At 60.7% G+C, this 12,350-nt stretch carries 10 protein-coding genes; 4 read left to right on the forward strand and 6 right to left on the reverse strand.

All coding sequences use genetic code 11. The features are described 5' to 3' along the window. Window positions 1-132 precede the first annotated feature (132 nt). The 6 genes from B1A87_RS09555 to B1A87_RS09580 all read right to left on the reverse strand — a co-directional run bounded on the left by B1A87_RS09555 (window position 133) and on the right by B1A87_RS09580 (window position 6,013). Window positions 133-1,002, reverse strand: a complete 870-nt coding sequence (locus tag B1A87_RS09555) for a sugar phosphate isomerase/epimerase (protein ID WP_078029836.1) — start codon at window positions 1,000-1,002, stop codon at window positions 133-135. After that, complete coding sequence (locus B1A87_RS09560) at window positions 1,003-1,842, reverse strand: sugar phosphate isomerase/epimerase (RefSeq protein WP_078029837.1); 840 nt, start codon at window positions 1,840-1,842, stop codon at window positions 1,003-1,005. It abuts the gene before it with no gap. Between the two features lie 39 nt (window positions 1,843-1,881). Continuing rightward, window positions 1,882-2,718, reverse strand: a complete 837-nt coding sequence (locus B1A87_RS09565) for a carbohydrate ABC transporter permease (protein WP_078029838.1) — start codon at window positions 2,716-2,718, stop codon at window positions 1,882-1,884. Window positions 2,719-2,729: 11 nt separating this feature from the next. After that, window positions 2,730-3,560 (reverse strand): carbohydrate ABC transporter permease, encoded by an 831-nt coding sequence (locus B1A87_RS09570; protein ID WP_185982291.1) that lies wholly within the window; start codon window positions 3,558-3,560, stop codon window positions 2,730-2,732. Between the two features lie 101 nt (window positions 3,561-3,661). Further along, entirely contained in the window at window positions 3,662-5,014 is a 1,353-nt protein-coding gene (locus B1A87_RS09575; protein WP_185982292.1) for a sugar ABC transporter substrate-binding protein, read from the reverse strand. A gap of 42 nt (window positions 5,015-5,056) precedes the next feature. Further along, window positions 5,057-6,013 (reverse strand): zinc-binding dehydrogenase, encoded by a 957-nt coding sequence (locus B1A87_RS09580; protein ID WP_185982293.1) that lies wholly within the window; start codon window positions 6,011-6,013, stop codon window positions 5,057-5,059. Window positions 6,014-6,662: 649 nt separating this feature from the next. Here B1A87_RS09580 and B1A87_RS09585 point away from each other — a divergent pair. From B1A87_RS09585 to istB, 4 genes are all read left to right on the forward strand, one after another. Then, entirely contained in the window at window positions 6,663-7,937 is a 1,275-nt protein-coding gene (locus B1A87_RS09585) for an ROK family transcriptional regulator (RefSeq protein ID WP_078029842.1), read from the forward strand. Window positions 7,938-8,237: 300 nt separating this feature from the next. Beyond that, entirely contained in the window at window positions 8,238-9,260 is a 1,023-nt protein-coding gene (locus B1A87_RS09590) for a helix-turn-helix domain-containing protein (RefSeq protein WP_078029989.1), read from the forward strand. A gap of 449 nt (window positions 9,261-9,709) precedes the next feature. Further along, window positions 9,710-10,585, forward strand: a complete 876-nt coding sequence (locus B1A87_RS09595) for a Mu transposase domain-containing protein (protein WP_260680774.1) — start codon at window positions 9,710-9,712, stop codon at window positions 10,583-10,585. Continuing rightward, complete coding sequence (gene istB, locus B1A87_RS09600; RefSeq protein ID WP_144275773.1) at window positions 10,582-11,340, forward strand: IS21-like element helper ATPase IstB; 759 nt, start codon at window positions 10,582-10,584, stop codon at window positions 11,338-11,340. The genes B1A87_RS09595 and istB overlap by 4 nt, the downstream gene beginning before the upstream one ends. Window positions 11,341-12,350: the final 1,010 nt, after the last annotated feature.

Below are 12,350 nucleotides of genomic sequence, written 5' to 3' on the forward strand. Positions count from 1 at the left end.
TTTGTCCTTTCTCATGCGAGTTCGCGAGGGTATTGTGTGCAACGCTGACAGGATCTGGCTGAGGCTATCGACGGGTTTCTTGACTGCTTGAGCTGACTGTGCCCCCGCTGATGATCCCTGCGGCTATTGCTGTCATCGCTCGGACCTTTCTCCAAGCATGCTTTTGACAAAAGCCAGACCGTCTTCCGAGAGGCTTTCCATCGATGGCGCCACGGGACGCCACAGGGAGACGGCTCGGGCGATCTCCTTCACTGTGGGCAGGAATGACTCGACCACAATCTGACCTGAGTAATTGATGTCCTTCAGCGAATCGAAAAAACTGTCCCACGGGACGTGACCCGATCCAGGGGTACCCCTGTCATTTTCTGACACCTGCACGTGGAAGATCCGAGATCCGGCCCCCCGGACCGCATCGGCGATGTCTTTTTCTTCGATGTTCATGTGGAACGTGTCGACAAGAAGTCCGACGTTTTCCCTGCCGATGTCATCGCATAGGTTCAGCCCCTGCTCGATGGTGTTGACCATGTCCGTTTCGAAGCGGTTGAGCGGCTCGATGGCGAGACGCACTCCGCGGTCGCCGGCGTAGTCGGCTACCGCGCGAAGGCTTTCCGCGGCGTTTTGCCACCGGGCCTGACGCTCACCGGGCTCCAAGAGTTCCGCCCGGCCCGTCGCCGAGAACATGGGCCCGGCGACATGGGGGGAACCGACTGCTGCTGCTACGTCAACGCAGTCGCGAAGGTAGGCCATGCCGTTGTCACGTCGGCGGGGATCGGGATCCGACACGTCGCGGTCCGGGCCAAACGCGCCGCAGATTCCGATGTCAGTCCCTGTCCTCTGGGATTCATGGACGAGCCATTCTGACGTGATCTTCTGCGGATCTTCGATACACACTTCGATGACGTCGTAGCCGAGCTCCGCCACGCGGTCGAAGGCCCACGCGTCCTCGAGGGAGAAGGGCGAGGCGAGGATGAAGGTGCTGAGCCCAATGGGATTGGCCGGCATTTACAGGCCTCCTAACCGACGTTCAATCGCCCGCGTGTGCTGGATTGCCGCTGCCGTGTATTCGTCTTTGAACTCCGGCGCTCCGGCACCGCTCAGCACTCCCCAGACGTCTCCCGCTGCGGGCAGCAGCTCATAGGAGATCCAGCCCTTGTAGTCGGCGTCGACGATGGCCTGGATGATGGGCTCGAAGTCCAAGTGCCCATATCCTGGAGCGGCCCGGTTACTGTCGGCGAGGTGTACGTGCGCCAAGCGATTTCCGGCTTTGCGGATCGACTCGGCGATGTCCCGTTCTTCAATGGACATGTGGAAGGTGTCGACCATGTAACCGATATGGGGGCTGCCAACTTCGTCCAAGAACTGCAGAGCCTGTTCTGTCCGGTTGATGAGGTACGTCTCGTAGCGGTTCCACGGCTCGAGGGCCAGGCGCACGCCGTTCTCCCCTGCGTATGCCGCGAGTTCGCCTGCGGCGTCAACCGCCCAAGCCCATTCTTGTTTGATGTCTGCTTCCGGCACGATCTTCATGCACGCTGTGGGGGTGAACGTTACGACTTCCGCACCCAGCCTTGCTGCGTAATCGATGTTTCCCTTAACGTATTTGATGGCGTTTGCGCGGACCTCCGGGGACGAACTGACGATGTCACGTTCCGGCGTGTAGATGCTGACGATTGACGAGGGAGCTACCTGGTGCTGGGTGAGGGCAGAACGGAGAGCGGCTTCGTCCTGTTGTTCTGGTTCTCCGACCAGTTCGACGCCGCTATAGCCGGCTTTGGCGATGCGCTCGATGCCGGTTTCGATGGCTTCGCCGCCATAGACAAGGGTGTTGTAGGTATAACGGAACATGAGTGAACTGCCTTTCAGGCTGGTTATGGAGGGGGCGCGTTATTTGACCGCGCCGAGGGAGAGGCCGCGGACGAGGTATTTCTGGGCGGCCAAGGCCGCCAGCCATACCGGCACCGCAACTACGGTGCCCGCCGCCATGATCAGGGTCCACTCCGTCCCCACCGGGGTCACATACTGGGTCAGGGCCACTGTGACGGTTTGGCTGCCGGCGTTGGACAGGACGCTTGCGAAGAGAAACTCGTTCCAGGAGAAGACGAAGCACAGCAGCGCGGTTGAGGCGACGCCTGGCATTGCCAACGGAAGGACCATCCGGAAAAAGATCCCGATGTTGCCCAGGCCGTCGATAGCCCCCGCTTCCTCAATTTCCTTGGGAACGTCTTCGTAGAAGCCGCGCAGCAGCCAGACAGCCAGCGGCAAATTCATGAAGACGTGAAGAATGATGATGGAGAGCAGCGAACCGTTCAGGCCGATGGTCCGCATGACCAGGAAGAGCGGGATGATGGTCACGATGGGAGGAACGATGCGCAGTGACAAGATCGTTCCCGCGATCTGGTCCCGGCCCCTGAACTCGTATCGGGCCAGTGGGTACGCGATGCCTGAGGCGAGCAAGATCGCCACGATGGAGGAAATCACTGATACCTGCAGGCTGTTTATCAGCGCGTAGGTGAGCCTGGTGCCGCCAAGCACTTCGGCGAAGTTCTCAAGGGTAGGTGTGAAGAACCACTGGATTTCTCCGGAGAATGCCTGGTTTCCGGTCTTAAAGGCCGTCGTGACCATCCACAGGACTGGGGCGATGAACAGAAACGTGGAGATGACGGCCACGGAAGCACGCACTCCCACATTCCAGTTGATGTTGCGGCGTTTCGCTACGGACATGACTGAACCCTTCAAGAGCGTGCGACCATTCGCCGGATGAGCGAATTGACGGCTAGTAGAACGAGCAGGAGCAGCAGCCACGAGAATGCGGCAGCATACGAGATATTGAAAGCGCGGAACCCCACGTCGTAGATCTGCCAGGACATGGTCGAAGTTGCATCGACCGGTCCGCCACGTGTCGTCATGTAGACGATGTCGTAGACACGGAATGAGTCAATGAGCCGCAGGAGCACACCGACAAGGATCGGGTAGCGCAGGAGCGGAAGGAACTGATGCCAGATGATGCGGGGCCACGAAGCGCCGTCGATCTTGGATGCCTCGATGACCTCCTCGGGGAGACCCTGCATGGCGGCGAGGAGGATGAGGAACAGGAACGGGGACCACTGCCAAACATCAATAGCTATCAGCGTTGGCAGCGCCAGGTCGACGTTCCCAAGGAATTCCGTGGTTGGAAGACCGATGCTACGCATTAGTTGATTGACGATCCCGTACGTCGGTTCAAGGCTGAAGCGGGCTAGCAGGCCCACGACCACCGGCGCGCAGAGCATGGGCATCATGATCAAGGCCCGGAGCAACTTATCCCCCGGGAAGCCGCGAAAGAAGAGGAGAGCCAACCCAAAGGTGAGAACGAGCTCTATGAGAACCGAGAAGAACACGAACACCAGGGTTACGCGAACCGAGTTCCAGAACAGCCCATCGGTCAGCAGACCGACAAAGTTGTCCAGGCCGGCGAAGCGAGCGGCTTCACCGCTCGACAGGTTCCAGCGCATGAAGGAGACGACGAGAGAATAGAGGGTGGGGTAAAGGGAGATCGCGGCCAAAAAGAGCAGGCCGGGAGACATCGCGAGGTAGCGTCCGAGTTTCTTGGTCCGGCACCCCCCAGGTGTTGCGGAAGGCCGAGCGACTTTCCGGGGCACCCGAGACTCTGTGATTGATGTAGTCATTACTGCGAGAGGTTCTTGTCTATGGCTTCGTTGGCGCGCGAGAGACCATCTTGTACACCGCGCTGGCCAAGCGAAATGGCGCTGAGTTCGGTACTCAGGGCCGTTTCCCAAGTTTCTTCGCCGGGGAAGAACGGCCTGGGCTGTGCCGTCTTCATGGCCTCCAAAGTCACGGGCAAACGCCGGAACCGGGCCGCTCCGTTGCCCTCGAGCTTCTGCTCAGTCAGCGTCGGATCGGAGTAGCTGGAGACGCGCACGGGGTCGCCGCCGCCATTGGATGCCTGCAGGACGTCGTTCTTCTTCGACTCGAGCCAAACAGCGAACTTCGTGGCCTCCTCGGTGTTCTTCGAGTACTTGGACACCGAGATCACCCATTCTGCAAGATGAGCCGAACTGAGGCCGGTCGGCCCCGTCGGAATCGTCGTCATCTGCCAGTCGCCGATGGTCTTGGACGCGGATGGGTTGTCGGTGGCGAACTGGCCCCAGGACCACTGGATGGCTGTAGCGATCGAACCCTGCTGGGCTGCTGTGGTAACACTGTCATACGTGAAGTCGTTGGCTCCCGCGGGCATGTACATCATCATTTCGGACCACCGCTCAGTGGCCCCGATGCACTCAGGCGTCGTCAATATCGATTTGGTGAAGTCGGCGTTGAACGGCTTGCAGCCGAAGGAATAGGCGAAGCTCAGCCACGTGTGCACGTTGCCAAAGCCCTTGGCGGCCTGGGCGGCCCAGCCCGAAAGTTTCTGGCCGTTGAAGGTTTTGCCGTTGAAGAACTTAACTTGGGTCAGCCACTCGTCCATCGTCTTCGGTACACCAAGCGCGTTCCCGGTTTCCGCCTGGTACTGGTCTTTCATGGTCTGGTCGCCATAAAGTGCGCCGTTGTACCAGAGCGTCGCCGGGTGGACCGTCTGCGGAATTCCCAGGAGCTTGTTATCCCAAGTGGCGACCTTGAGGCTCAACGGCAGGAAGTCCTCTTTGTCCTGGAGGGCATTATCCAGGGGAACCAGATGCCCGCCCTTGCCGAATTCCGGGATCCAGTTGTAGTCAACGTTGAAGATGTCGTAGCTGGAGTCCTGTCCGGCGAACAGTGTGGCCATCTTTTCGTGGATCGCATCACGACCCACGAGTTCGACATTCACCTTCACCCCGGTTTCCTTTTCATACTCGGGGGCGAGTTTCTCCTGGACAACCTTGCCCCAGTCGGCAGGGAGGAAAATGGCATTCAGCGTCTTCTTGCCTGAGTCGTTCTGGGGTGCGCCGGCGGCGCAGCCGCTCAACGCAACCGCCGCAGCGGTAATCACGCCGAGAGCCCCGATTCGCAGCTTTGCGCTTCGTTTCTGGCTAGCTTTCATGTTGTTCTCTTTCTTCATCGAAATAGGACGGTTGGTAGAGACTTAAGAGGGGTTAGAGCTCATTTGGATGTGGACCTTAACAATCGATTTGTCCGTCTCAAGGCCGCGGATGGCTTCGATGGCTTCGCTAAGCGGTCGGACGGAGTCAACAATCAGCGCGGGGTCGAATCGCCCTGAAGCGAGAAGCTCTATGGCCCGGGGCCAGGTGTCGTAGGTGCCCGCGTACGAGCCAACGATGGTGAGCTCTTTGGAATAGATATCGAAGGGCCGCAGAGACATGGAGGCTGTTTGAGGCGCCGCACCGTAGGCAAGCACCCGGCCACCGCGACGTACGAGGGAAATCGCCGCTTCGTAGGTGGGGATGGAGCCGACGGCTTCGATGACCACGTCGGGCCCCACACCGTCGGTCATGTAGGCCACCTCGTCGGCGAAGCCGCTGTCGAAAGGGCTAAGAACGTTGTCGGCACCGAGTCGTTTGGCAACCTCTCGACGGTCCGGATCCGGTTCTGAGACGATCACGTTGCTTGCCCCGGAGAGTTTGGCCAAGGCAATGTGAGCGAGCCCCATCGGGCCGCCCCCGATGATGAGTACGCGCTCACCGGACTTGATACCGATCCGGTCCTGGCCATGAATTGCGCAGGCAAGCGGTTCAACGTATGCCGCTGCGTCCAAGCTCAGGGATTGCGGCAGAACGTAGACGTTTGATACAGGTACCACGACGTATTCCGCGAGTCCGCCCGAGGAATGGACTCCGAGTTGCGAGACCGCCGGGCAGAAGAGTTTTTGGCTCCTTCGGCAGAAAAAACATTGGCCACAAGCGATGTTGATGTCCACGACCACGTTGTCATGCACTGCCAGAGAACCGGTGTTTAAACCGAGGGCGGCAATGGTTCCAGAAAATTCATGCCCCAGGGTCAGCGGCAGGTTGGGCGCGGGGAATGTGCCTTTGGCGATGTGCAGGTCCGTGCCGCAGATTCCGCTACGCCAGACCTTGATCAAAACTTCACCCGAGCGAGGCTCGGGTACTGGGACTTCGTCAAGTCGAAGGTCTCCTGGCGCGTGAAGTCGCACTGCTGTCATTGTGTCTCTCATAGGAATTGCTTTCTCGTTTCGCCGTTTTGCTTGCCGATGGGGGAGGGTATCTGCTGCTGGCTCTCGGGCGGCCTCACGAGAGGCCGTCGGAACGTCGGTCATGCCGCCCTCGACGACGTCTGGTGGGTCGCCTACACGACGGCCGAGCGGTTGCGCGGGCGGCACTGGCGTGGCTGACTGACGCGCAGCCGGTATTTCCGCTTTGGCTGCCGAACGGCCCTGCTTCGAACCTGAGCGATGAAGTCGACATCGACAGACCTACCCTTGGTGGAAGGGCTACCCTGACTCCGTCGATTTCCATGCCGAAACAGTGACACGAACCCCCTGGCTTTCGTCAGGCAATCAACAAAAGTCTGCACCTTTTGACGCTGTTGGAGATGCAATGCACGTCCAAGCTGCACTTTTTGACGCAACGGCATCGACGAGTGGACGAGAACGAGTGGGCACCTTGACACTGAATGGAGAAGAAGACCCATCGGGGTCCTGTGAGCCTGATGCGTCAAGACCTCAGTCTCATCGTTCCCCTTTTTCAAGCCCCGAAATGGAGAGACGAGACATGGACAATGGAGGCCCAGGCGAACTTTTGCACATGCTGCGGGATGGACGCCCGCGAACCAGGGCAGAGCTTGCACGGATTACGGGCTTGGGTCGAGGTGCCGTCAGTTCTCGTCTTGAGCCACTTCTAAAACTCGGGCTAGTTGTCCCCGTATCGGATGCGGCTTCCACCGGAGGCCGCCCGTCGGCGCGTCTAGCCTTCAACCCCGGTGCCAGAGTGGCCGCTGCGGCCGACGTCGGAGCCACACACGCGACAGTGGCTCTCACGGACCTGGCGGGAAGGGTACTCGTGGAAACCACTGAACGACTTGAGATTTCGCGCGGACCGGAAGCTGTTCTGGACTGGCTAACAATGACGCTGACTGGTCATTTGAAAGCGATGAAGCGTCCGGCGAGGGACATCATCGCTTTCGGCATCGGCCTACCCGGTCCTGTTGAACACTCGACCGGAAGGCCCACGAGCCCACCGATCATGCCGGGATGGGACGGATTCGATGTTCCCGCTTACGTTCGGCAGACCTTAGACGTACCCGTACTTGTCGATAACGATGTCAATCTCATGGCCCTCGGCGAGCGGGCGACACGCTGGCCCAAGGAAGACAACATGATCTTCCTTAAAATCGCCACCGGCATCGGCTCGGGGGTGATCAGTGGAGGCGTACTGCAGCGAGGCGCGGCAGGAGTCGCTGGAGATGTCGGCCATATTGCTGTTTCCACGGGGGCAGGAATTCGATGCCGCTGTGGCAAGACTGCCTGCCTGGAAGCCATTGCAGGCGCTCCGGCCGTCGCCGCACGACTCCGCGAAAAAGGATTCGAGGCCTTCACCGCAAATGACGTCGTCGCGCTCGTCCGTTCCGGCGATTTGGCTGCCATTCAAGCCGTCCGGCAGGCTGGCCGCGACATCGGAGAAATGCTCAACATGTGCGTGAGCTTCATCAACCCCTCCCTCATTGTCGTGGGCGGATCGCTTGCACAGTCCGGTGAACATTTGATCGCCGGGATACGCGAAACGGTCTATGCACGCTCAACGCCGCTGGCGACCCAGCACCTGAATATCACCCAATCCGAAACCGGGCCGGAAGCTGGCGTGGTTGGGGCCAGCATCTTGGCCGTCGAACATGTCCTCGCCCCTCACCGAGTCAACGACCTCGCAATCAGGCTCCATTCCGAGGGACACGAAGACACTCACCGTCTTCAGAAAATGGAGGACGCCTCCTTGATGTCCCAGCCGCTCCCTGACGTGCTGGACAAACAACTGCAGGACACATTCCCTTGACCACATCTCCCACTGAAGGTGCGTAAGACAGCAACGCCAAGGTCTAAAGCGACAGGTTGGGTCATGTCTCCCAGCCTCCGCGCATTCCAGGGCATGCAGGCCCAGGCGGCTCCAATACTCGTCGGGTGGGGTGCCCATACCAAACTCATCAACGCCACAATCAGAGCGTTATATAGAAGTAAACTAGCCCTAACAGCTGAGGTCCTTCGGCCAGCCTTATGAGCCACCGCAACCGCTTCCTCAGGCGCCGCGGCATCTCCCAAGTCCGCCATAATGGTTCAGCTGGTGAAGGAGGATGGCATGCCTCAATCTGGTAACGGGAACAGCGGCCGTCTGCGACGATATGCAGTGCAGGAGGGGCTGAACCCCGAACAAAGGTTCGAACACTGGCGAATGTGGTACGGCAGCGCCGTCGAAACCCCAATGCGGTTGGAAAAAGCGATACGTCAGACTCCTGTGTCCTTCAATCCTTCAGCCATTAATCTCGCCGGGCCGGGCTTCAGCCTCATAGAGATGCACAACGCCCCCGCGTTGGGCTCGTGGGCACCGAATCCCGACGCCGCCGACCTGCGCCTGGCCTACTTCCGCAAGGCGCCGGGCCTAACGCTCACTCTCAACGGTGTTCCTGAGCCAGTATCACCAGGCTCCGTCAGGTTCATCGATACCTCGCAGGGCGGAAGTTTTGATGCGCCCGAAGGTTTTCACGCCTTGCAGCTTAACATCGACCGCAGCAGCCTAAATGTGAGCGAGGCCGAACTACGCTCCCTACTTCGACTACCTGACCTAGCAAAACACCCAATTGTGGGCACTTTCGTGATCCCTGCCCTCATGAGTTGGAAGCGGCCGGGCATCGACCGGGCGGCGTCGGGGACCGGAGACATCCTCAGATCTGTGATGGCAACCTTGGTGGGCTCCCTGCTCGAAACGCCGATCGACGATGAGGCGAAGAAACCGGCCCTAAGCCGGGCAGTGAAGAAATACCTTGAAGCCAGTTATGACGACCCCAATCTGGACGTGGCAATGGTCGCCGAAAGGTTTAACCTCTCCCGTCGCTCCCTGTTTTACATTTTCGAGAACGAAGAACTCCACCTGGGTGAGCGGATACGCGCGTTGAGAACGCGCAAAGCCCTCGAACTCCTCCTCCAGCCCGGCGCCCACGGGATCACCTTCTCTGAAATCGCGACAACATGCGGATTCACCAATGTGCAAAGCATGCGCCGTGCAGTGAAGGAATTTACGGGGATGAATGTGAGGGAGATCCATCGATCCGAGACCGTCGTTCGTGTGGCGCTGCAACAGCTGCGGGAGTCACTGAAGCCTTAGCGCCTAAACGCGCTGGAAGCGTTGTTGACGCCAATCGAAAATAGGGCCAATAACGCCAACTGAAAATGAGGCCACTGACCATTATGGAAGGTGATCACATTGGATGTTTGGGCGCAGATACGCCACCGATACGCGACGGAGAAAATCTCCAAGAGGGAGCTGGCTAAACAGCTCGGAGTTTCCCGGGGGACGGTGGACCGGGCGTTGGAAGCGGAGCGGCCGCCGAAGTATGAGCGGAAGCCGGCCGGATCGAGCTTCGATGGTTACGCGCCGCAGGTCCGGGCCTTGTTGGTGCAGACGCCGACGATGCCGGCCTCGGTACTGGCCGAACGCGTCGGCTGGACGGGCTCTGCATCCTTGTTTCGGGACAAGGTCCGTGGACTCCGGCCCGAGTATATGCCGGCGGATCCGGTGGACCGGCTGGTCCATGAACCGGGCCAGGCGATGCAGTGCGATTTGTGGTTCCCCATGAGCCGCTGCCCCTGGGGCGCGGGCAGGAGGGCAAGCCTCCGGTGCTGGTGATGACGAGCGCGTTCTCCGGATACATCCAGGCCAGGATGCTGCCGACCCGCACGACCTTTGATCTGCTGGGCGGGATGTGGTCGCTGCTGCAGGAGGCCGGTGCAGTCCCCAAACAGCTGGTCTGGGACAACGAATCAGGGATCGGCCAGGGCCGGCTGACCGAGCCGGCGGCGGCGTTCGCCGGCGTGCTGGGCTGCGAGATCCGGCAGTTGCCGCCACGGGATCCGGAATCCAAGGGCATCGTGGAGCGGATGAACCGTTACTTCCGCCAGGGCTTTATGCCCGGTCGGACGTTCGCGGCCCCGCTGGATTTCAACGACCAGCTCGCGGACTGGCTGCCGCGCGCGAACGCCCGCTACTCCCGGACCCGGCACGGCCGTCCGGTCGAGCTTTTCGTCCGGGACCGGGATGCGATGCGGCCCTTGACGCCGGTGGCGCCCGAGTTCGCCTTCCGCAGCAGCGTCCGGCTGCCACGGGACTACTACGTGCGGGTCTTCTCCAACGACTATTCCGTGGACCCGGGCGCGATCGGGCGGATCGTGAACGTCGAAGCAGACCTGGAAAAGGTGACCGTGAGCGCAGACGGCCGGCTGCTGGCCAGCCACGAGCGGCGGTGGGCCAGGCACCAGATCTTCACCGACCCCGCGCACGTGGACAAGGCCGCCTCCCTCCGACGGATCCACCGCAGCGTCAAGGCCGGACGGTCCACGGTGGTGGAGGAACGGGACCTGTCGATCTATGACGAACTGTTCGGCGTCGCCATCCCCGACGATGCCCGCGAGCTCTCCGGGGCAGGACGGTGAGCGCTGCAGTGAAGGACATCGAGTACTACGCCCGAGCACTGCGCGCCCCGCGGATCGCCGACGGCTACCGGACCCTCGGGGACCGGGCCCGGGAGGCAGGCTGGTCACACGAGGAATACCTCGCTGCTGTCCTCTCCCGCGAGGTCGCCGAACGCGAGGCCTCCGGGGCCGCCCTGCGGATCAGGGCAGCGAGGTTCCCCGGACACAAGCTGCTGGAAGAGTTCAACTTCGACCACCAGCCTGCCGCGGACCGGAACCTCGTCGCGCATCTGGGCACCGGGGTCTTCCTGGAAGAAGCCAAGAACGTGGTCCTGCTCGGCCCGCCCGGCACCGGGAAAACCCATCTGGCCGTCGGGATCGGGATCCGGGCCGCGCGCGCCGGGCACCGCGTCCTGTTCGACACCGCGACCGGGTGGGTGTCGAGACTGGCCGAAGCCCACGACCGCGGCCGCCTGCCCCAGGAGCTGGCCAAGTTGCGCCGATACAAGCTGCTCATCGTTGACGAAGTCGGCTACATCCCCTTCGACCAGGATTCCGCCAACCTGTTCTTCCAGCTCGTCTCATCCCGCTATGAACACGCCTCCCTGGTGCTTACCAGCAACCTCGCCTTCAGCAGGTGGGGCGAAGTCTTCAGCGACGCGACAGTGGCCTCGGCGATGATCGACCGGATCGTTCACCACGCAGAAGTCCTGAACCTCACCGGCAGCAGCTACCGGCTCCGGAACAAGACAAGAACCCAGCTTCAGGCACAATAGAACAGCAACCAGTGGCCCTGTTTTCAGTCGGCAAAACTGGCCCTATTTTCGGTTGGCGTTAACAAGCGTGGATACTCAACCGCCCGATCCCTTTCAGACCGGCGCTCGGCCTGTCTGCTAGGACATGTCCAAACTTTGACCTGTGACCGCAGGACTGCTTGATAACAGCAGGGGCAATGCCCCCGCCGCTCTGAAATCGCACACCTGGCAACGAATGGACCAGTCAACCCCTGACCCCCACGAGGGACTTTATGCTGCCGTCAACCAGGAACTTCCGATTGGACCACACCCCGACCTGCCGTCAGGCTTTCACCCAAATGCCGTCCCTGTCGCAGCAGGTCCAGAGGGCGTTTCGACACTCCCTTTGCGAAGAGTCTTAGATCCCAAATGACAGCCCGCCGCCCGGGGCCGGTCTTTGTTGGCAGCCCGACCAGAAAGTCCAAGCACATCCGGTGCTAGCAACGTGTCTAGGCCGGCTGAGGGGCTGGTTCTTTGCTCGACTATCTGGACTCACCGCTGTGCTCTCCGCTCCCCGGCTTGCAGGCTGCCCGGCTGGTCCTATACATGAACTCCCCCGGTCCGGTGAACCCGCTGCAGCATCGGGTAAGGATCGGATTACTTAGATGGAAGGTCTACGGCTGCAGTCGATGGGGGCCCGTGTTGAAGTAAAGTCGTGCGCTGTCCACACTTCTCGGGAAGTTTGTACACACGCCTAGCATAAGACGCGTCTGACCTGCGACAACACTGGATCGGTAGGTGGTCTGCAGTCCCACACACCATAACTCCTCACCGGTTCTGGGTCGGTGCCTGCTGAGCCCATGGGCTGCAGAGACACTTCGGGCCATGTGCCGCCCGGCACAAAGATACGGGTGACCCGCACCAGCCCCATCTTGTCCCCGCTCACCGAGCAGCTTCGCGGAAATCCTGGCGGGCGGTCATGTCGGCACCATCCGCCGATTGCATGGATAAGGGACAGCCCGAAAAGGCCGGCGGCACAACCGAAAGAAAGC

This window comes from Arthrobacter sp. KBS0703, from assembly GCF_002008315.2.
Taxonomy (GTDB): domain Bacteria; phylum Actinomycetota; class Actinomycetes; order Actinomycetales; family Micrococcaceae; genus Arthrobacter.

What these genes read in the sequence shown, in the direction of transcription:
- B1A87_RS09585 (WP_078029842.1), top strand. Translation starts at nt 6,663, where the DNA reads ATGGACAATGGAGGCCCAGGCGAACTTTTGCACATGCTGCGGGATGGA.
- B1A87_RS09575 (WP_185982292.1), bottom strand. Translation starts at nt 5,014, where the DNA reads ATGAAAGCTAGCCAGAAACGAAGCGCAAAGCTGCGAATCGGGGCTCTC.
- B1A87_RS09570 (WP_185982291.1), bottom strand. Translation starts at nt 3,560, where the DNA reads ATGTCTCCCGGCCTGCTCTTTTTGGCCGCGATCTCCCTTTACCCCACC.
- B1A87_RS09560 (WP_078029837.1), bottom strand. Translation starts at nt 1,842, where the DNA reads ATGTTCCGTTATACCTACAACACCCTTGTCTATGGCGGCGAAGCCATC.
- B1A87_RS09565 (WP_078029838.1), bottom strand. Translation starts at nt 2,718, where the DNA reads ATGTCCGTAGCGAAACGCCGCAACATCAACTGGAATGTGGGAGTGCGT.
- B1A87_RS09555 (WP_078029836.1), bottom strand. Translation starts at nt 1,002, where the DNA reads ATGCCGGCCAATCCCATTGGGCTCAGCACCTTCATCCTCGCCTCGCCC.
- B1A87_RS09590 (WP_078029989.1), top strand. Translation starts at nt 8,238, where the DNA reads ATGCCTCAATCTGGTAACGGGAACAGCGGCCGTCTGCGACGATATGCA.